The sequence below is a fragment of the Stenotrophomonas sp. SMYL86 genome (assembly GCF_036320025.1).
Lineage (GTDB): Bacteria > Pseudomonadota > Gammaproteobacteria > Xanthomonadales > Xanthomonadaceae > Stenotrophomonas > Stenotrophomonas maltophilia_A.
Genome location: NZ_JAWIRU010000002.1, coordinates 77,208 through 97,762 on the forward strand (window position 1 = coordinate 77,208; position 20,555 = coordinate 97,762).

General features: G+C 65.9%; 13 protein-coding genes. 11 read left to right on the forward strand and 2 right to left on the reverse strand.

Annotated elements, in window-relative coordinates; all coding sequences use genetic code 11:
* Positions 1–8 precede the first annotated feature (8 nt).
* A complete protein-coding gene (locus V3B64_RS02965) occupies positions 9–914 on the reverse strand; it encodes a ScpA family protein (RefSeq protein WP_006456456.1) in 906 nt (301 codons plus the stop codon).
* A 375-nt stretch (positions 915–1,289) separates the two neighbouring features.
* Here V3B64_RS02965 and V3B64_RS02970 point away from each other — a divergent pair, with 375 nt between their 5' ends.
* The 10 genes from V3B64_RS02970 (at position 1,290) to V3B64_RS03015 (ending at position 15,177) form a co-directional block, all read left to right on the forward strand.
* Positions 1,290–1,589: a YciI family protein gene (locus V3B64_RS02970; RefSeq protein ID WP_032129789.1), complete on the forward strand. Its 300-nt coding sequence runs from the start codon at positions 1,290–1,292 to the stop codon at positions 1,587–1,589.
* 20 nt (positions 1,590–1,609) lie between these two features.
* Complete coding sequence (locus V3B64_RS02975; RefSeq protein ID WP_032129775.1) at positions 1,610–1,861, forward strand: BolA family protein; 252 nt, start codon at positions 1,610–1,612, stop codon at positions 1,859–1,861.
* Positions 1,862–2,010: 149 nt separating this feature from the next.
* Positions 2,011–3,048 (forward strand): LacI family DNA-binding transcriptional regulator, encoded by a 1,038-nt coding sequence (locus V3B64_RS02980; RefSeq protein WP_032129774.1) that lies wholly within the window; start codon positions 2,011–2,013, stop codon positions 3,046–3,048.
* A gap of 76 nt (positions 3,049–3,124) precedes the next feature.
* Positions 3,125–6,211: a TonB-dependent receptor gene (locus V3B64_RS02985; protein ID WP_049401101.1), complete on the forward strand. Its 3,087-nt coding sequence runs from the start codon at positions 3,125–3,127 to the stop codon at positions 6,209–6,211.
* A 251-nt stretch (positions 6,212–6,462) separates the two neighbouring features.
* Positions 6,463–8,067, forward strand: a complete 1,605-nt coding sequence (locus V3B64_RS02990; RefSeq protein ID WP_032129772.1) for a glucoamylase family protein — start codon at positions 6,463–6,465, stop codon at positions 8,065–8,067.
* A gap of 4 nt (positions 8,068–8,071) precedes the next feature.
* Positions 8,072–9,412 carry a sugar ABC transporter substrate-binding protein gene (locus V3B64_RS02995; RefSeq protein WP_329913590.1) on the forward strand — a complete coding sequence of 447 codons (1,341 nt, stop codon included), beginning with the start codon at positions 8,072–8,074 and terminating at the stop codon, positions 9,410–9,412.
* A complete protein-coding gene (locus V3B64_RS03000; RefSeq protein ID WP_032129770.1) occupies positions 9,409–10,290 on the forward strand; it encodes a sugar ABC transporter permease in 882 nt (293 codons plus the stop codon). Before V3B64_RS02995 ends, V3B64_RS03000 begins: the two co-directional genes overlap by 4 nt.
* Complete coding sequence (locus V3B64_RS03005) at positions 10,287–11,123, forward strand: carbohydrate ABC transporter permease (RefSeq protein ID WP_329913591.1); 837 nt, start codon at positions 10,287–10,289, stop codon at positions 11,121–11,123. The genes V3B64_RS03000 and V3B64_RS03005 overlap by 4 nt, the downstream gene beginning before the upstream one ends.
* A complete protein-coding gene (locus tag V3B64_RS03010) occupies positions 11,120–14,287 on the forward strand; it encodes a discoidin domain-containing protein (protein ID WP_329913592.1) in 3,168 nt (1,055 codons plus the stop codon). Before V3B64_RS03005 ends, V3B64_RS03010 begins: the two co-directional genes overlap by 4 nt.
* Before the next feature lie 2 nt (positions 14,288–14,289).
* Positions 14,290–15,177 carry an endonuclease/exonuclease/phosphatase family protein gene (locus V3B64_RS03015; RefSeq protein WP_329913593.1) on the forward strand — a complete coding sequence of 296 codons (888 nt, stop codon included), beginning with the start codon at positions 14,290–14,292 and terminating at the stop codon, positions 15,175–15,177.
* A 285-nt stretch (positions 15,178–15,462) separates the two neighbouring features.
* Here V3B64_RS03015 and rne read toward each other — a convergent pair whose 3' ends face one another.
* A complete protein-coding gene (gene rne, locus V3B64_RS03020; RefSeq protein WP_329913594.1) occupies positions 15,463–18,708 on the reverse strand; it encodes a ribonuclease E in 3,246 nt (1,081 codons plus the stop codon).
* Between the two features lie 407 nt (positions 18,709–19,115).
* On the opposite strand from rne, the gene V3B64_RS03025 reads away from it, so the two are divergent.
* Entirely contained in the window at positions 19,116–20,090 is a 975-nt protein-coding gene (locus V3B64_RS03025; RefSeq protein ID WP_049401092.1) for an RluA family pseudouridine synthase, read from the forward strand.
* The last annotated feature ends 465 nt before the right edge of the window (positions 20,091–20,555 follow it).

The following is a 20,555-nucleotide window of genomic DNA, read 5'->3' on the forward strand; positions in this document are numbered from 1 at the left end:
GTCAGCGCTCACTCGTCCGCATTGGCGGCGTCGTTGTCGTCGAACTCGCTGCTGAACTGCAGCGGGGCGTTGGTGTTGCCGGCGGCCAGCGATTTCACGTAGATCGGCGCCAGCGGTTCTTCCTGGACGATGTCCAGCAGCTGTTCCTTGGCCAGTTCCAGCACCGCCAGGAACGTGACCAGCACGCCCAGCTTGCCTTCTTCGGCCGTGAACAAGCCTTCAAAACGATAGAACTTGCCATCTTCCAGGCGTCCCAGCACTTCGCCCATGCGTTGCCGCACGCTCAGTGCCTCACGCTTGATGGCGTGGCCGCTGAACAGCTCGGCGCGCTTGAGCACGTCGTGCAGCGCCAGCAGCATCTCCTTCAGATCCACCGGCGGCGGCAGTTTCACCGTAGCGCGTTCGGGCATGAAGGCATGGGCCAGGCTGGTGTCGCGGTCCTGGCGGGGCAGGGCGTCGATGTCCTCGGCGGCCTGCTTGAAGCGTTCGTACTCCTGCAGCCGGCGCACCAGCTCGGCGCGCGGGTCGGCCTCATCGCCTTCCTCGCTGACCGGGCGCGGCAGCAGCATGCGCGACTTCACCTCGGCCAGGATCGCGGCCATCACCAGGTACTCGGCGGCCAGCTCGAAGCGCAGCTCGCGCATCACGGTGATGTATTCCACGTACTGCCGGGTGATCTCGGCGACGGGAATGTCCAGGACATCCAGGTTCTGGCGGCGGATCAGGTACAGCAGCAGGTCCAGTGGGCCTTCGAAGGCATCCAGGATGACTTCCAGCGCGTCCGGCGGAATGTACAGGTCCTGCGGAATCTGCAGGACCGGTTGCCCATGCACCACGGCCAGCGGCATTTCCTGCTGCTGGGGGGCGGGCGGCCGGGTTGGCGGGTTCGCGTCGAGCGCGAGTTCGGAAGTCATCTAATGGACATCAGGATTGCAACGGACCAGTCGCGGCACCGGGTTTGCCGGGCCAACGCCACGGAGCCCCAGGGCACCAGACACGCCGGGATCGGCGCGATTCCACACATATCAAACAGCAGGACGCGCCGCAGGAAACGGCAGCGACGGAACTACGGGGAGGTCGTCTACGTGGCCCGGCCAGGTGGTCCGGTTTGAAGCAGCGGGACGGTCGTCGGGGGCTGCGTTGGCCGCAAAAACCGACGGGCTGCTGCATCCAGCCACGTGCAATGGAGTCTAGGGTAAGCCTTTGTTGCGCCAGTGTCCAGCCGGGCCGGGGCAGGGGCCGCATTGGCTAGAATCTGCGGACCCGACAACGCAAGCGAGGAAATGCCGGTGTGGTATGTGATCGAAGGGTATGACGGCCAGGATGTGCTGGCGCAGCGGCTGCAGGCGCGGCCGGAACACCTGGCGCGGTTGCACGCGCTGCGCGACGAGGGACGCCTGCTGCTGGCCGGCCCCTGCCCGGCGGTGGACAGTGAAGACCCCGGCCCGGCCGGTTTCAGCGGCTCGGTGGTGATCGCGCAGTTCGAGTCGCTGCTGCAGGCCCAGGCCTGGGCCGACGCCGACCCGTACGTGGCCGCCGGCGTCTACACCCGCGTGCAGGTGCGACCGTTCCGGAAGGTGTTGCCGTGAACGCGGAACGGATCTCGCGAATGCGTGATGCGCTGCAGCATGCGCTGGCGCCGAGCGTGCTCGAGATCGAGGACGACAGCCATCGCCACGCCGGCCATGCCGGTGCGCGCGATGGCCGCGGCCATTTCAACGTACATGTGGTCAGTGAACGCTTCGCCGGCCTGGGCCCGCTGGCCCGGCATCGCGCGGTGTACGCCGCGCTGGGGACGATGATGGAGACCGATATCCACGCGTTGTCCATCCGCGCGCAGACCCCGTCAGAACAGGGCTGAGCCCTTGTCCCACGCTGTCCTGGCGGGTCCCTGCGGGGGCTCGCTGCAGACAGATTTCCATGTCCATTTCGGGACATTCGCCTAACGGACTGTTTACAAGCCCAGATGGAAACGCTTACATTCCGCGCCAATGCTGGTAGGTCCAAGCCGTGGAGGGCGGCTTCGTGAACAAGGCAGCTATCACAATCAAAGACGTCGCTCGCGAAGCCCGGGTCTCCGTGGCCACGGTTTCCCGCGCGCTCAACGGGCATGAAAATGTCGCCGAACCGGTCCGCCAGCTTGTGCTGGAGGTGGCCGCACGGCTGCGTTACACCCCGCACGCCGCCGCCCGCAGCCTGAGCAGCCGCCGCACCAATACGGTGGGCGTGGTACTGCCTGACCTGTACGGCGAATTCTTCTCCGAACTGATGCGTGGCATCGACAATGTCGCCCGTAGCCGTCGCCAGCACCTGCTGGTGTCCAGCTACCACGGTGACCAGGAGCAGCAGGGCGCGGCCCTGCGCGCCATGCGCGGCCGCGTCGACGGCCTGCTGGTGCTCTCGCCCTATGCCGAGAGCCCCGGTTTCCTGACCGACAACCTGCCGCAGTCGTTGCCGACGGTGTTGATCAACACCTATCTGCCCGGGCAGGACCACCCGGTGCTGAGCATCGACGACCATGCCGGTGCGATGGCGATGACCCGCCATCTGCTTGACGCCGGCCACCGTCGCATCGCTTTCATTTCTGGCCCGGATCTCAACTTCGACGCGCGCGAGCGCCTGCGCGGCTTCCGTGACGCGCTGGCGGCTTTTGGCGGTGGCGCCGAGGGCATCGAGCTGCCCGGTGATTTCGACGAAGCTTCCGGCCATCGCGCCGGTCAGGAGTTGCTGGCAGCCGGAGCGCTGCCTGATGCCGTGTTCGCCGCCAACGACATGATGGCCCTGGGATGCCTGTATGCATTCACGCAGGCCGGTGTCCGTGTTCCGACCGATGTCGCCCTGGCGGGTTTCGATGACATTCCACTGGCGCGTTTCGTCCACCCGTCGCTGACCACCATGCAGGTCAGCATCGCCGAGCTCGGCGACCGGGCCATGACGCGCCTGCTGCAGTTGATGGACGGCACCTCCACGGACGGGACAGGGGACAAGCAGACCCTGGTTCCCCGCTTGATAGTTCGCGATTCCACCACTCCGCCATCGGGCCATTGAAGCCAGAGGCGTTCCTTCTTTTTTGATTGATCGCAGGGACCGCGCGAGCGGTTACCGCCACCCGGAGATTGAGTTGATGATGCATACCACCTTCCGCACGCCGGCGCGCCGGCTGCTGAGCACCGCACTGGTCAGCTGCCTGATGCTGGCCGCCGCTCCGAACGTCATGGCGCAGTCGGCCAATGCCAGCCTGCGCGGCCAGGTTTCCGGCGCCCAGGCCGGCGCCGAAGTGACCGCCACCAACCTGGCCACCGGCACCGTCCGTCGCGGCACCGTCCGTGCCGATGGCAGCTACTCGCTGATGGGCCTGGACCCGGGCACCTATGACGTGGTCGCCAACGGCCAGTCGCAGAAGGTCACCGTCACTGTGGCCTCGACTGCTACCCTGAACTTCGCCGGTGCCGCCAGCAGCACCCCGGGTTCGACCGCGGCCACCAACCTGGACACCGTCAACGTTGTCGCACCGACCCTGCTGCAGGAAGTGCGCACGTCCGAAGTCGGCAAGACCGTCAGCCTGCAGCAGATCCAGACCACGCCGCAGGTCTCGCGCAACTTCCTGGAGTTCGCCGACGCGGTGCCGGGCATGATCTTCACCCGCGATGCCAAGGGCAACACCTCGCTGCGTGGCGGTGCCACCAACTCCGACGGCACCAACGTCTATATCGATGGTGTGGGCCAGAAGAGCTACGTGAAGGGTGGCGGCATCTCCGGCCAGTCCGGCAGTGCGGGCAACCCGTTCCCGCAGCTGGCCATCGGTGAGTACAAGGTAATCACCGGCAACTACAAGGCCGAGTACGGCCAGGTGTCCAGCGCCGCGATCACCGCTGCAACCAAGTCGGGTACCAACGAGTTCAAGGGTGAGACCTTCTACCGTTATACCAACGAAAGCATGCGTGCGATGACCCCGGCCGAACGCCAGCCGGGCAAGAGCAAGGAAGACTCGGCCGAGAAGGAATACGGCTTCGCGCTGGGTGGCCCGATCATCAAGGACAAGGCCCATTTCTTCGTCACCTATGAAGCCAAGCGCTTCGATCTGCCGGTGACCATCGCGCCGGACGGTGCCGTCACTCCGTCGGCCGCCAATCTGCCCGCCGATGGTCTCGCAGGTCTCGGCCCGGCCAGCCAGCCGTTCCAGCAGGACCTGATCTTCGCCAAGATCGACTTCGAGCCGACTGACAACGATCGCATCGAACTGACCTTCCAGGACCGCGACGAAACCCAGCAGCAGTTCAGTGGCCAGACCGCGAAGGTACACGGCAAGGTCGTGGACAACACCGACCGCCGTTATGCGCTGCGCTGGAACCACAGCGGTGAGCGTTTCTACAACGAGTTGATGGTGACCCACGAGGAGGCCTTCAACAATCCGCTGCCGTTGACCATGGGCAACGGCATCATCTACACCGCACCGGATTTCGGCGACTCGGACGCCAACCGCCCGCAGGAGAAGACACTCGTCCAGGTTGGCGCGGCTGATGCCTTCGCCTCGCAGGTGAAGGGCCAGAAGGGCTGGGCGATCGAGGACAACCTGACCCTGGACGGCCTGCAGTGGGCGGGTGACCACACCATCAAGATGGGCGCCAAGTACAAGCAGATCGACCTGTACGCTTCCGACGCGGCGCAGATCAACCCTCAGTTCTCCTACACCATCGACAACCCGGCGTTCCCCTCGAGCACGCCGTATAAGGCGCAGTTCACCAAGGCCAGCACCGGCGTCACCGGCGTGCAGTCCGAAGTGCGCGCCAAGGTCAAGCAGATCGGCTTGTTCATCCAGGACGACTGGCAGGTCAATGACCACCTGCAGCTGAATATCGGCCTGCGCTGGGACTACGAAAAGAACCCGGTCTACACCGATTTCGTGACCCCGCCGGAGGTCGTGAAGGCCCTGTTCTCGCAGGATCCGAACGCGCCGGCGGGCGTGTCCCAGACCTATGCGCAGACGCTGGCGCTCAGCGGGCTGAACGTCAACGACTACATCAGCACCGGCCACAACCGCAAGAACTTCAAGAACGCCTGGCAGCCGCGCCTGGGCTTCTCGTATGACGTCAATGCCGACGAACGGCACGTGTTCCATGGTGGCGCCGGCCGTTCCTATGACCGCGACCTGTTCGACAACCTGGCACTGGAAACCACCAAGCTGGCACTGCCGCAGCCGACCGTTTACTTCCGCAACCCGGCCACCGGCAACTGCATGTACGGCCAGACTCCGTGCTTTGACTGGAACCCGAACCTGATGAACGGCATCGAGAACGTGCAGGCACTGCTGGGTTCCACCAGCAATGAAGGCATGGAAGTCGATCTGCTGAACAACAACATGAAGGTGCCGTACGCCGACCAGTTCAGCCTGGGCATGAGCAACCAGTTCGGTGAGTGGCTGACCGACGCGACGATTTCTCGCACGCTGACCTATGATGGCTTTGCATTCACCCTGGGCAACCGCTTCAACAACGGCAACTTCTTCGATAACCAGATGCTGTGTGGTGCCAAGGAGCCGACCTACGGCCAACCGTGGAACTGCAACATTCCGGGCTTCGGCAGCCTGATCATCGGCCAGCAGGGCATCAAGACCCGTTCCACCCAGGTGCTGCTGTCGGCGCAGAAGCCGTACAGCAAGGAAAGCGGTTGGGGCACCTCGATCGCCTATACCTGGACCAACGCGCGTCACAACCGAAACATCAACGAGCATTACTCGTTCGATCGCGGCACCATCGGTGAGTACCCGACCATCAAGTCCAACGGCGCGCCGCGCCATCGCCTGGTGGTCACCGGCTCGTATGACGGCTTCTGGGGCATCACCTTTGGTGGCAAGCTGACCCTGGCCACGCCTACCCCGGGCAATGACTGGTCCTGCATCGCGCAGGCTGGCACTGCCAACTGCCTGCCGACTCCGGCCGCGGGTACTCCGGGTGGCAATGGCCGCTTCCTGCTCGGTGGCAAGATCTTCGGCTACCGCTCGCTGGACCTGCAGGCGACCAAGACCTTCAAGCTGGCCGGCGATACCGAGCTGTATGCGCGTATCGACATCATCAACGTGCTCAACTTCGACAACTTCTCGAACCTGAACTACGTGAAGAGCGATGGCAAGCTGCTGGTGAGCTACAACGAGACCGGCGATGTGATCGGTACCCCGCGTCAGGTGAAGGCCGAAGTGGGCTTCCGCTTCTAAGCGGATCCGCCTGAAGCAATACCCCGATGCCGCCGCTCCGCCGGCGGCATCGGCAGGAAGAAAAAAGGCAATGGCCGGCCCCGTGCCGGTCCATTGCCCATGCCGCTGCCGGCCAGGCGGCAGCGGCATGGGCAATGATCGCGGTGTCAAACCACGTTTTTCGTGGTTTTTTCAGAACGCATCTTGTAAACGATTTCAGATCATTGGACGGTATGCTTTCCCATCGATCAGACCACCGGAGAAATCGCGCCATGCAGGCACGCCATCTGTTGTCCGCCGCAGCGTTGAGCCTGGCCGTGGCCGCCTGCCAGCCGGCCCAGCAGGAACCTGCCAAGCCGCGGCCGCCGGTGATCCTGATCGAGGCCGACGCACCGCCGCGGCCGATGAAGCCGGTGCTGCCGCCGTTGTTCGATGACATCGAGCGCCGTACCTTCCAGTTCTTCTGGGATACCACCAACGAGATCAACGGCCTGACCCCGGACCGCTATCCGTCGCGGCCGTTCGCCAGCATCGCCTCGGTCGGCTTCGCGCTGACCGCCTATCCGATCGGCATCGAGAACGGCTGGGTCAGCCGCAACCAGGCGATCGACCGCACCCTGACCACGCTGAAGTTCTTCCGCGACGTGCCGATGGGCCCGCAGCGCACCGGCAAGGCCGGCTACAAGGGTTTCTACTACCACTTCCTGGACATGCAGGAAGGGCGTCGCTACGACAGCTGGGTTGAACTGTCCTCGGTGGATACCGCGCTGCTGATGATGGGCGTGCTGTTCGCGCAGTCGTACTACGACGGTGACGATCCGCGCGAGAAGGAGATCCGCCAGATCGCCGACACGTTGTACAAGAAGGTCGACTGGCCGTGGCTGCAGCAGCGTGCGCCGCTGATCTCGATGGGCTGGTTCCCGGAGAGCGGCTTCATCGACCACGACTGGATGGGCTACAACGAGGCGATGATGGTCTACATCCTTGCCCTGGGTTCGCCGACGCACCCGGTCAGCCCGGATGCGTGGACGGTGTGGACGCGCACCTACGACAACGACTGGGGCGTCTACCAGGGCCAGGAATACCTGTCGTTCGGCCCGCTGTTCGGCCACCAGTACAGCCATGTCTGGATCGACTTCCGCGACATCCAGGACGCGTACATGCGCGAGCGCGGCAGCACCTACTTCCTCAACAGCCGCTCGGCTGCCCTGGCCCAGCGCGAGTACGCCATCGCCAACCCGATGCAGTGGAAGGACTATGGCGAGAACGTATGGGGCCTGACCGCCAGCGACGGCCCGCAGAACACCACCCAGGAGTACCGCGGCGAGCAGCGCCAGTTCCGCCACTACTCCTCGCGCGGCGCCGGCCTGCGCGAGAACTTCGATGACGGCACCATTGCCCCCACCGCCGCGATCGCCTCGGTGGTGTTCGCGCCCGAGCAGGTGATCCCGGCTACGCTGGAAATGCACAAGCGCTACGGCGACTACATCTATTCCAGCTACGGTTTCCTGGATTCGTTCAACCCCAGCTTCAACTACGACATCCCGATCAAGACCGGCCGCCTGGTGCCGGATCGCGGCTGGGTCGCCAGCGATTACATCGCCATCGACCAGGGCCCGATCCTGACCATGATCGCCAACTACCGCGATGACTTCGTCTGGGAAGTGATGAAGAAGAACCCGTACATCCGCAAGGGCCTGGAACGGGCCGGGTTCAGCGGTGGCTGGCTGGCACCGGAAGGTTCGTTCCAGCCGCTGGAACTGCAGAAAGACGAAAAGGCCGCGGCGGCACGCGCGGTGGGTATCGCCGAATCACGCGCGGCTGCCGCGCAGGAACAGAAGAACAATGCCAACCGCAATACAGGCCAGGGCAAGTAACCCGATGCCGAACTGGATCGACCGCCTGCGCCGCTGGGCGCTGCCTGCCCTGGCCGTGTTGGCCGTGGCCGGCTGCGCCCGTACCGAACCGGGCACCACCACCGTGCGCTTCTGGGCGATGGGACGCGAGGCGGAGGTGGTCAGCGAGCTGATCCATGAATTCGAGGCCGAGAATCCGGGCATCAAGGTGGATGTGCAGAACATTCCGTGGACCGCCGCGCACGAGAAGCTGCTGACCGCGTTCGCCGCGGACGGCCTGCCGGACGTGTGCCAGCTGGGCAACACCTGGGTGCCGGAGTTCGCCGAACTGGACGCGCTGACGCCGCTGCAGCCGTTCGTGCAGCGCTCCACCGTGGTCGACCCGAAGGACTATTTCCAGGGCATCTGGGATACCAATGTGATCCACGGCGAACTGGTAGGCGTGCCGTGGTATGTCGATACCCGCCTGATCTACTACCGCAAGGACCTGCTGGCCAAGGCCGGCTACGACCACCCGCCGCGCACCTGGCAGGAGTGGGACGAGCAGATGGCGGCGATCAAGCGCATGCAGGGCCCGAACCGCTATGCGGTGCTGATGCCGATCAACGAGTTCGAGCAGCAGCTTTCGCTGGCACTGCAGCAGCCTGATCCGTTGCTGCGCGACGACGACACCCGCGGCAATTTCGCCAGCCCGGGCTTCCGTCGCACGCTGGCCTTCTACGCCAACATGTTCGAGCAGGGCTGGGCGCCGAAGATGTCCGAGACGCAGATTTCCAACGTCTGGGATGAGTTCTTCCGTGGCTTCAACGTGTTCTACATTTCCGGCCCGTGGAACATCCGCGAGTTCAAGAAGCTGCAGCCGAAGGAACTGGAAGGGCAGTGGGGTACGGCCGCGCTGCCGGGTCCGGACGGCCCGGGCGCCGGTATTGCCGGTGGTACCAGCCTGGTGATCTTCCGCAAGTCGCAGCAGAAGGAGGCGTCGTGGAAGCTGATCGAGTTCCTGTCGCGACCCGAAATCCAGGCGCGCTTCCATTCGATCATCGGCGACCTGCCGCCGCGCCGCAGTACCTGGAACGCGCCGTCGCTGGCCAACGATCCGCTGGCCGCTGCGTTCCGTGACCAGCTGGAGCGGGTCAAGCCGACGCCGAAGGTGCTTGAGTGGGAGCGCATCGTGCAGGAAATGCGCATCGTCACCGAGAAGGTGGTGCGCGGCGGGCTGCCGCAGGACAAGGCCGTGGAAGAACTGGACCAGCGCGTGGACAAGGTGCTGGCCAAGCGCCGCTGGATGCATGAACAACAACGCCTGCAGCAGCGCGTGCCGTCGCCGCAATCGAGCAGTGCCGTGGCCGCCGGGAGCGCGCAATGAAACGTACCTCGCTTGCCGGCTGGGTTTTCGCCGGTCCCTCGCTGATCGTGCTGGGCATGTTCTTCGGCCTGCCGGTCGCCTCGGCGCTGGCGCTGAGCGTGACCGATTTCGACCTGTATGCCTTGGCCGACAGCAGCAACCTGCGCTTCGTCGGCCTCGGCAACTACATCGATCTGCTGCAGACGCCGATGTTCTGGAAGTCGCTGTGGAACACCACCTACTTCGTGTTGATCGGCGTGCCCTTGTCGATCGGTGTGTCGCTGGGCGCAGCGATGCTGCTGAATGCACCTGCCGCGCGTTTCAAGGCGCTGTTCCGCACCGCGCTGTTCGCGCCGGTGGTGACCACACTGGTGGCAGTGGCGGTGATCTGGCGCTACCTGTTCCATACCAGCTACGGCCTGGTGAACTACGGCCTGGGCCACCTGGGCATCAGCCCGATCGACTGGCTGGGTGATCCCAACTGGGCGATGCCGACCATCATGCTGTTCGCAGTGTGGAAGAACTTCGGCTACAACATGGTGATCTTCCTGGCCGGCCTGCAGGCCATCCCGCATGACCTGTACGAGGCCGCCCGCATCGACGGTGCCTCGCGCTGGAAGCAGTTCCTGCACATCACCCTGCCGATGCTCGGCCCGGTGCTGCTGGTGGTCGGCGTGATCACCGTGTCCGGCTACTTCCAGCTGTTCGCCGAACCGTATGTGATGACCCGCGGCGACCCACTGCAGAGCACCGTCAGCGTGCTGTATTTCATGTTCGAGGAAGGCTTCAAGTGGTGGAACCTGGGACGCGCCTCCGCGGTGGCGTTCCTGCTGTTCCTGATCATCCTGGCGGTGACCACCGTGATGCTGCGTTTCGGCCGCAAGAGGCAGTTGGTATGAGTCGTGAAATCGGCCAGTCGCGCTGGTACCCGTGGTTGATCAATGGTACGTTGCTGGTGCTGGCCCTGGTCAGCCTGGCACCGCTGCTGTGGATGCTCTCGGTTTCGTTCATGCCGCAGGGCGAGGCGACCCATTTCCCGCCGCCGCTGTTGCCGTCCAGCATCACCACGCGCAACTACCATGAGTTGTTCGCGCGCACCGGCATGGGCGGCAACTTCGCCAACAGCCTGCTGGTGTCGGTCGGCATCACCCTGGGTTCGCTGCTGCTCAACACCATGGCCGGCTATGCCTTCGCCAAGCTGAACTTCGTCGGCCGCGAGCGCCTGTTCCAGGTGCTGATGGCGGCGCTGGTGATTCCGGCCCAGGTGGCGATGCTGCCGCTGTTCCTGCTGATGAAGCAGCTCGGTCTGGTCAACAGTTTCGGCGGCGTGATCGTGCCGGCGCTGGCCAGCGTGTTCGGCATCTTCCTGGTGCGCCAGTACGCGCGTTCCATTCCGGACGAACTGCTGGAAGCGGCCCGCATCGACGGGGCAGGGGAGCTGCGGATCTTCTTCCAGATCGTGCTGCCGATGCTCAAGCCGGTGCTGGTGACCCTGGCGATCTTCACCTTCATGGGCGCATGGAACGATTTCATGTGGCCGTTGATCGTGTTGACCGACCAGGAGCACTACACTTTGCCGGTGGCGCTGGCCACCCTCTCGCGCGAGCACATCATGGACGTGGAAATGATGATGGCCGGCGCGGTGGTCACCGTGGTTCCGGTGCTGGCGCTGTTCCTGGTGCTGCAGCGGTACTACATCCAAGGTCTGTTGCTGGGGAGCGTCAAAGGATGAAGCGAGCGATCGCCGTTGGACTGGGCCTGTTGTGGACCTCCCTGGCGATCGCCGCACCACCGGCGCTGCCGGCACCGAAGGTGCTGGACGACTTCGACGACATCGCAGCCTGGAAGCTGGTGCTGTCCGACCAGGTCAGCGGATCGCTGCGGCCGGTCAGCGGCGCCGGTGGTGGCCGCGCGCTGTGCCTGGACTATGACTTCCACGATGTCTCCGGTTACGTCGGCATCCGCCGCGCGCTGAACATCGACTACCCGGTCAATTACCGTTTCGGTTTCCAGCTGCGCGGTGATTCACCGGGCAACGACCTGCAGTTCAAGCTGATCGATGCCAGCGGCGACAACGTCTGGTGGGTCAATCGTCCCGGCTACAGTTTCCCCAAGGCGTGGACGCCGGTCGAATATCGCCGTCGCCAGATCGACAAGGCGTGGGGGCCGTCGCCCGAGAAAGAGATGGCACGCAGCGCTGCGGTCGAGTTCACGATCTACAGCAAGGTCGGCGGCCGCGGCACAGTGTGCTTCGACAAGCTGACCCTGCAGGGCCTGCCAGCCCAGGATGACTCGGCGCTGGTGCCGTCGGTTATCGCTGATACCGCCACCGCGCTGCAGGACCGCATGATTGACGGCAAGAGCGATACGTTCTGGATCAGCGGTGGCGTCAAGCAACAGACCATCAGCCTGGACCTGCACAAGAGCCGCGAGATCGGTGGTGCGGTGATCGACTGGCTGCCGAACCTGGAAGCCCGCCGCTACACCGTGCGCACCTCCGAGGATGGCCGCGACTGGCGCACCGTGCGCGAAGTCACCAGTGGTGCCGGTGGCCGCGACTGGCTGGCGCTGCCGGACACCGATGCGCGCTACGTGCGCTTCGATCTGCAGGACGGCCCGAACTGGCGCTACGGCATCCGCGACATCGCGCTCAAGCCGCTGGCCTTTGCTTCCACCCCGAACGCATTCCTGTCCTCGGTCGCCGCCGACCTGCCACGGGGCTCGCTGCCTCGTGCCTATGTGGGCGAGCAGCCGTACTGGACCCTGCTCGGCCTTGATGGTGGCCAGGAACAGGCATTGATCAGTGAGGATGGCGCACTGGAGCCGGCCAAGGGCAGCTTCAGCATCGAGCCGTTCATCCGCCTCGATGGCAAGCTGCTGGACTGGTCGAAGGTGGCCATCACCCAGTCGCTGCAGGATCACTACCTGCCGATCGCCAGCGTCGACTGGGTGCATGAGAAGGTCGGCCTGGCAGTGACCAGCTTCGTGCAGGGTACGCCGGAGCGCGCGCAGCTGATCGGCCGCTACCGCCTGAGCAATCCGGACAAGGTCGCGCACGAGTACACCCTGGCGCTGGCGATCCGCCCGTGGCAGGTCAACCCGCCCACCCAGTTCCTCAACACCGTCGGTGGTTTCAGCCGCATCGATGCACTGGACGTGGGTGAGCAGCTGGTGCGGGTCAACGGTGAGCCGCGCATCTACCCGCTGCAGGTGCCGGACGCGCGCTTTGCCAGTACGTTCGACGGCAAGCTTGATGCGATGCATCTGGAAAGCGGCACGTACCCGGCGCCCACAGCGGTGAAGGACAGCACCGGCATGGCGTCGGGTGCGCTGATGTACACGATCAAGCTGGAGCCCGGCCAGAGCCGTGAAGTGGCGGTGGTGCTGCCACAGACCGGTGGCTGGGCACCGCAGGCGCTGGACGTGGCCAAGGCGCAGGCGCAGGTGGCCGAGCAGTGGCGCAAGAAGCTGGGCGTGGTCTCGCTGCAGGTGCCGGCTGCGGGCCAGGCGCTGGTGGATACCCTGCGCACCGCGGTCGCGCACATGCTGATCTCGCGCGTCGGCCCACGCCTGCAGCCGGGCACGCGTTCGTATGCGCGCAGCTGGATCCGCGATGGCGCGATGATTTCCGAGGGCCTGCTGCGCATGGGCCGCAGTGATGCGGTGCGCGACTACATCAACTGGTATGCGCCGTATCAGTTCGAGAACGGCAAGGTGCCGTGCTGCGTCGATGCCCGCGGCAGCGACCCGGTGCCGGAGAACGACAGCCATGGCGAGTTGATCTACAGCATCGCCGAGTACGGGCGCTACACCGGCGACAGCACTTTCACCGAGCTGATGTGGCCGCATGTACAGGGCGCCTACGGCTACATGGAGCAGCTGCGCGCCAGCGAGCGCACCGAGGAGAACCGCGCACGCAACCCGGCCTTCTACGGCATGATGCCGGCCTCGATCAGCCACGAAGGCTATTCGGCCAAGCCGATGCACTCGTACTGGGACAACTTCTGGGCACTGCGCGGCTACAAGGACGCGGCCCTGCTGGCGACCCAGCTGGGCAAGGTCGAGGCGATGCAGATCGCCGAGTCGCGCGACCAGTTCCGGGATGATCTGCAGGCCTCGCTGCTGTCCGCGATGCAGCAGCACAACATCGACTACCTGCCGGGCTCGGCCGAGCTGGGTGACTTCGACGCGACGTCGACGACCATCGCACTGGCCCCGGGCGGCGAACAGGGCAGGTTGCCGCAGCAAGCGCTGGAGGCGACCTTCGAACGCTACTGGAACGAGTTCGTTGCCCGTCGCGACGGCAAGCGCGAGTGGAAGGACTACACCCCGTACGAGTGGCGCAACGTGGCCGCGTTCGTGCGCCTGGGCTGGCGCGATCGCGCGTGGCAGGCCACCGAGTTCTTCTTCAAGGACCGCGCACCGCAGGCCTGGAACCAGTGGGCCGAAGTGGTTTCGCGCACGCCGCGCAGGCCGTTCTTCGTCGGTGACCTGCCGCATGCCTGGGTGGCCTCGGACTTCGTGCGCTCGGCCTTGGACATGTTCGCCTACAACCGCGACATGGACGAGTCACTGGTGCTGGCCGCCGGCGTACCGACCGCGTGGCTGCAGGGCGAGGGCATCGCCGTGCAAGGCCTGCGCACGCCGCAGGGCCAGCTCAACTACCGCCTGCAGCGCAGCGACAAGCAGCTGGTGCTGGAGGTGCAGCCGGGCCTGGTGCCACCGGTGGGAGGCGTGGTGTTGCCGTGGCCATACGCCGGTGATCCGGGCGAGGCGAGTATCAACGGCGAAGCAGCCGAGTGGGTCAACAAGGAACTGCACGTGCACCAGCTGCCGGCGCGGGTTGAGATCGACATACCGAGCGCAGTGCGCCGCGCCGAGCGCAAGGGGCAGTAACGATGAAGCAACAGGGGGCAAGGGTGCGCACGTCGGTGCGTGCCCTGGGGCTGGCAATTGCATTGGCAGTGCCGGGCGCGGTGATGGCGGCCGAGCCGGCTGCCGCGAACGTGGCGCCCGACGTTGCCAGCGCAGCGGGTATGAGCATGGTCACCTTCAACCTGCATCATGACCGCGAAGACTGGCCGAGCCGGCGCCGCACCATCCTGGCCGAGCTCAAGCGCCTGCAGCCGGATGCGGTTGCCCTGCAGGAGGTGATCCAGCGCCGCAACGTGCGAAACCAGGCGCAATGGCTGGCCAGCCAACTCGGCTACAAGTACGTGTTCGTGTCCACCGATCCGGTCGGGGTACCCAAGCGCTACGGCAATGCACTGCTGACCCGGCGGCCGATCCTCGCCCGTGGTGATCATCTGCTGCTGCCGTTGGACGACTACCGCACCGTGGCTCACCTGCGCATCGACGTCGACGGCACGCCGGTGAACGTCTACGCCACGCATCTGAACGAGCGCAGCGATGAGAGTGGGCAGCGCATCCGTCGCACCCAGGTCGAGGACCTGCTGCGCTTCATCACAACGACGTCGGCCGGTGCGCCGGTGGTGATCGCGGGCGACTTCAATGCGCTGGTGGATGCCGGCGACCTGAGCGAGCTGCGCAGCCACTACGGCGACAGCTACGGCAGCGTGCACGTCAACACCGACCTGTCCGGGGTCAGTACGCTCAACCGCCACTATTACCAGGCGCCGTCGCGGATCGACCACATCTTCTTCCAGCAGGACGAGATGGTCGCGCGCGAGGCGAAGCTGCTGTTCGACCAGCCCGATGACAGCGGACGCTGGGCCTCGGACCACTACGGCGTGTGGACCCGGTTGCAGTTCGCACCGAAGCCCTGACGGAGCAGGCTCCGGTAGGTGCCAACCTTGGTTGGCACGAACGTGTCCGCGTGCACTGAATCAACGGCGCCAACCAAGGTTGGCCTCTACCAAAGCTGTGACCGTGCGCGGGGTGTGCCCTGGTGGGTGCCAACCTTGGTTGGCACGGACGTGTCCGCGTCCGCTCAATCAACGGCGCCAACCAAGGTTGGCTTCTACCAAAGCGAAGCCAGCGCCAAACGCACACACAAAAACGGCGGGGATCATTGATCCCCGCCGTTTCGTTTTCACGCGATCAAGGAGCGATCAGTTCGCCGGCGGCGTGCGCTTGGCGGCCTCTTCGTCTTCTTCATCGGTCTTGGCTTCTGCGGCCTGGGCCGCAGCGTCGGCATGGCCATCGGCGACCGGGTCGATCGACGGCGTCACCACCGCTTCGGCGACCGGGGCAGCGGCCTCGATCGGCGCGGCTTCCACCGCCACCGGAGCGACCGGCTGTTCGGCGGCCACGACGGGCTCGACGACCGGCTTGGCTTCAACCACCGGCGTGGCCTCAACGGCCACCGGCTTGGCTTCAACCACCGGCGCGGCCTCAACGGCCACCGGCTTGGCTTCAACCACCGGCGCAGCCTCGACCGCCGCCGGCTTCGCTTCGATCACCGGAGCGGCTTCAACCACCGGGGCGGCTTCAACCGCGACCGGCTTTGCTTCGATCACCGGCGCGGCAGCGGCTACCGGCTGGGCCGGGGTCGCGGCGTCGATGGCATCGAGCATGCTGGTCTGCACCGGCGAGGACACCGCTTCAGCCTTCGCAGCAGCTTCGACCGGGGCCTGCACTTCAGCCACGACCGGGGCGGCGGCTTCGACCACAGCGCTGCTCACCACGGCAACCGGTGCGGCGGCAACAGCGGCGGCAGCACGGACCGGCTTTGCGGCGTCGGCAGCGGCCGGTTCGACTTCGTCATCGAAGTCGAACTCCGGCTGCGAACGGGCCGGCTGCGCAGCAGCGACCGGCGCAGTGCCGGCAGTGCTGTCGACGCTCGGCTCGGCGCCGTCGGCGTCGTCACCGTCGTCACCATCGTCCTGGTCATCGCCCAGGGCGTCGCTGCCGGCGGCATTCTCGGCGCCACCGCGACGACGGCGACGGCCACCGCGACGGCCGCGACGACGGCGGGTCGCGCCTTCGCCGGTCTGCTCGCCATTGGCGTCGGTTGCAGCCTCTTCACCGGCAACCGCAACCACCTCGGCCTCGCTGGCGGTGTTGGCAGTCGTGTCGACCGGTGCTGCGGCTTCCGCCGGAGCGGCGGCCACCGGAGCAACCGGCGCGGTCGCTTCCTGCGCGGTCACCGTATTGGCGGCGACCGCCGTGGCGGCCACGGCTGCAGCCGCGGTCACGGCTTCGGCCGGTGCTTCGGCGGCGTTGCGCTGCGGCTTCTCGGCCGGCTTGTCACCGTCCTGCTGCGGGCGCGGCTGCTTCGGCTGCTTCAGCTTCGGCTGCTGCGGGTTCTGGCCCTGCTGCTCGTTGCGCGGCTTGTTCTGCTGCTGCGGCTGCTGCTGGCCATCCTTCTGCTGCGGCTCCTTCTGCTTGCCCTGCTGCGGCTGCTGCTGGGCATTGCCGTTGTTACCGTTGCGGCCGTCCTTGCTGCGCTGCTCACCGCGCTCCTTTCGGTTGCCGCCGTCCTTCTGCTGCTGCGCGTTGCCGTTGCCGCCGTTGCCACGGTTGTCGTCGCGACGGTCCTTGCGGTCCTTGTTGCGATCCTTGTTGCGGTCCTTGCGACCGCCGTCCTGCTGCTGGCGGGCGACCGGAGCCGCCGGTGCCGGTGCCGGCGCCGGTTCGCCACCGAACACGCGCTTGAGCCAACCGATCACGCCGCCGCTCGGGGCCGCTGCAACCGGCGCTGCCACGACCGGGGCCGGTGCCGCTGCGGCCGGCTCCACTTCCTCGCGCACCGGGGCGGGGGAGGTGTGCTTGACCTGGGTCACCGCCGGCGGCGGGATGTTCAGCTGACCCTTGGTCAGCGCGTGCACCGGCAGCTTGCGCGGGGTGCCGCGCTGGTAGCTGGGCTTGTTGCTCTCTTCACCCAGCTCGTTCTCACGCAGGCGGGTGACGGTGTAGTGCGGGGTGTGCAGCTGCTCGTCGGCGACGATCACGATCGGCGCCTCGTGGCGCTGTTCGATCTCGCGCAGGGCACTGCGCTTCTCGTTCAGCAGGTAATTGGCGATCTCCACCGGGGCCTGCACCAGCACCTGCCCGGTGTTCTCCTTCATCGCATGCTCTTCAGCCACGCGGATGATCGACAGCGACAGCGACTCGACGCTGCGCATGCGGCCGTGGCCGTCACAACGCGGGCAGACGATCTGGCTGGACTCGCCCAGGCTCGGGCGCAGGCGCTGGCGGCTCATTTCCAGCAGGCCGAAGCGCGAGATGCGGCCGACCTGGACGCGCGCGCGGTCGTACTTCAGCGCGTTGGCGAGGCGGTTCTCGACTTCGCGCTGGTGCTTGTTGGAGGCCATGTCGATGAAGTCGATCACCACCAGGCCGCCCAGGTCACGCAGGCGCAGCTGGCGGGCCACTTCCTCGGCCGCTTCCAGGTTGGTCTGGAAGGCGGTGTCCTCGATGTCGCTGCCCTTGGTGGCGCGCGAGGAGTTCACGTCGACGGCGGTCAGCGCTTCGGTCTGGTCGACCACGATCGAGCCGCCCGACGGCAGGCGCACGTTGCGCTCGTAGGCGCCTTCGATCTGCGATTCGATCTGGAAGCGGTTGAACAGCGGGATGTCGTCCTTGTAATGCTTGAGCTTGCGCAGGGTCTGCGGCATCACCTGCTGCATGAACTCGCGGGCGTGCTCGTACATCTCCTCGGTGTCCACCAGGATCTCGCCGATGTCGGCGCGCAGGTAGTCACGCAGGGCGCGCACGATCAGGCGCGATTCCTGGTAGATCAGGAACGGGGCCGGCTTGCTCAATGCGGCTTCGGCGATGGCGCGCCAGACGTTGAGCAGGTAATCCAGATCCCACTGCAGCTCTTCCGCATCGCGGCCGACGCCGGCGGTACGGATGATCACGCCCATGTCGTCGGGGATGTTCAGCTTGTCCAGAGCGTCCTTCAGGGCGGCCCGGTCTTCGCCCTCGATGCGACGGGAGACACCGCCGGCGCTGGGCGAGTTCGGCATCAGCACCATGTAGCGGCCGGCCAGCGAGATGAACGTGGTCAGGGCGGCGCCCTTGTTGCCACGCTCTTCCTTGTCGACCTGGACAACGATCTCCTGGCCTTCCTTCAGCAGTTCGCGGATGCCGGCCTTGTTGTGGTCGACACCGGCCTGGAAGTAATCGCGGGAGATTTCCTTCAGCGGCAGGAAGCCATGGCGGCCGCCACCGTATTCAACGAAGGCCGCTTCCAGCGAGGGCTCGATGCGGAAGATCCGGCCCTTGTAGATGTTGGACTTCTTCTGTTCCTTCGACGGCTGCTCGATGTCGATGTCATACAACGACTGGCCATCCACGATGGCAACACGCAGCTCTTCAGCCTGCGTGGCGTTGATCAGCATTCGCTTCATTGTTGCGTTCCTCGCAAGCGGCTACCGCGCGGAACGCCATGGGGTTTCGCCTCTGGACACGGTTCGCCGCCCATTCGCGCAAGCGCGGGGAGGGCGGCTTGGGTTTCCAGCGCTACGACACCACGGCAGGCCGCGGGAGCGCTTCACTCTTATGGGTTTTGGGGTGTTACAGGCCGCAGGCAGCTGTCAGCCAGGCTGGAGCGCCACGCGGGACATGTTCAGCACGGTTGCGTGTCAGGCATCCGGCGATGGCCGGGAAGGCCGGTGAGCCGCTAACATGGCCGCCCCGCGGGCGGTGGTCGCGCACTGTGCCGGATTCGTCGGAAGCTGGGCTTCTGGCCCTGAGTAACTTCCAACGAAATCAATCCCTTATCTCGCCCCCCGAGTGTAACAGAATAAACAGCCTGATGACTGCCCAAGACCCCACCAAACCCGCTGGCGACAAGCCTTCCGTGCGCATGATCACCGTTCCCGCCGACCGTGCCGGCCAGCGCCTGGACAACTTCCTGCTCGGCCAGCTGAAGGGTGCCCCGCGCAGCCTGGTCTACAAGCTGGTGCGCAGCGGCCAGGTACGGGTGAATGGTGGCCGCGCCAAGGCCGAACGCAAGCTCGAGGCGGGTGATGAGGTGCGCGTGCCGCCGGTCCGTCTCACCGAAGAGGGAGACAAGGCCGGTCCGCCGGAGGCGTTCATGCGCCGCCTGGAGCAGGCCATCGTCTTCGAGGATGCCCGCCTGCTGGCCCTGAACAAGCCGACCGGCGTGGCCAGCCACGGCGGCAGCGGCATCAGTTTCGGTGCCATCGAGACGCTGCGTGCCCTGCGCCCGGGCCAGACGCTCGAGCTGGTCCACCGGTTGGATCGAGACACCTCGGGCCTGCTGATCGTGGCCAAGAAGCGCTCCGCGCTGAGCGAACTGCAGGCGCTGCTGCGTGAAGATCACGGCGCCGGCATCCGCAAGCGCTACTTGACCCTGCTGGCCGGACGCATGCCCGACGGCGTGATGACGGTCGATGCGCCGCTGCACGTGGGCCTGCGCCAGGGCGGCGAGCGTCATGTGCAGGTGAACGCGATCGGCAAGGAATCGATCAGCCACTTCCGTGTGCTGGAGCGTCGCGGCGGCCATTCGTACTGCGAAGTGCGCATCGAGACCGGCCGCACCCACCAGATCCGCGTGCATGCCCAGCATCTGGGGCATCCGGTGGCTGGAGACGACAAATACGGCGATCCTGCGGTCAACAAGCGGCTTCGTGAGCAGATCGGGCTGAAGCGTCTGTTCCTGCACGCGGCCTCGCTGGAGTTCGCGCTGGACGATGGCAAGAGCCCGTACGTGCTGAACGCGCCGCTGGCCGATGAGCTGGTCGAGGCGCTGGACCGGCTGCGCTGACGGCGGTTCGGCGGCGCCGGGTGCTTGGTCGGCGCCGTCGCTTCCCTGCGATGAGTGGGCTTGTCACTTTCTTTGCTCGTGCAAAGAAAGTAACCAAAGAAACACGCCGCCATCCGCGAGCCGGCGCTGCGCTCCTCGGTCCGCCGAGGGGCGGCGCGGAACTCGCTGCGCTCAGACACCCGCGCCTCTTCACCCTCGCCGGACCTGCGGTGCTCGGCTAGCTACAAGGCGGACCAGACAGCCGCAGCGTAGACCCATACCCGCACGTAGCCTTTGTAGAGTCGAGCGACGCTCGACTCGCGCGCGCAGCGCGGGCTTCGCTTTCTTATTCTTTCATCGCGTGGCTGGCACGCACAGAAAAATGACGGGGCACGGGCGGGGGGGGGGGGGGGGGGGGGGGGGGGGGGGGGGGGGGGGGGGGGGGCGGGCGGGGGGGGGGGGGGGGGGGGCCGGGGGGGCGGCCGC

Coding starts and splice junctions, on each gene's coding strand:
- V3B64_RS02965 (WP_006456456.1), bottom strand. CDS start 914: ATGACTTCCGAACTCGCGCTCGACGCGAACCCGCCAACCCGGCCGCCC.
- V3B64_RS02975 (WP_032129775.1), top strand. CDS start 1,610: ATGCGTGATGCGCTGCAGCATGCGCTGGCGCCGAGCGTGCTCGAGATC.
- V3B64_RS02985 (WP_049401101.1), top strand. CDS start 3,125: ATGATGCATACCACCTTCCGCACGCCGGCGCGCCGGCTGCTGAGCACC.
- V3B64_RS02990 (WP_032129772.1), top strand. CDS start 6,463: ATGCAGGCACGCCATCTGTTGTCCGCCGCAGCGTTGAGCCTGGCCGTG.
- V3B64_RS02995 (WP_329913590.1), top strand. CDS start 8,072: ATGCCGAACTGGATCGACCGCCTGCGCCGCTGGGCGCTGCCTGCCCTG.
- V3B64_RS03000 (WP_032129770.1), top strand. CDS start 9,409: ATGAAACGTACCTCGCTTGCCGGCTGGGTTTTCGCCGGTCCCTCGCTG.
- V3B64_RS03005 (WP_329913591.1), top strand. CDS start 10,287: ATGAGTCGTGAAATCGGCCAGTCGCGCTGGTACCCGTGGTTGATCAAT.
- V3B64_RS03010 (WP_329913592.1), top strand. CDS start 11,120: ATGAAGCGAGCGATCGCCGTTGGACTGGGCCTGTTGTGGACCTCCCTG.
- V3B64_RS03015 (WP_329913593.1), top strand. CDS start 14,290: ATGAAGCAACAGGGGGCAAGGGTGCGCACGTCGGTGCGTGCCCTGGGG.
- rne (WP_329913594.1), bottom strand. CDS start 18,708: ATGAAGCGAATGCTGATCAACGCCACGCAGGCTGAAGAGCTGCGTGTT.
- V3B64_RS03025 (WP_049401092.1), top strand. CDS start 19,116: ATGACTGCCCAAGACCCCACCAAACCCGCTGGCGACAAGCCTTCCGTG.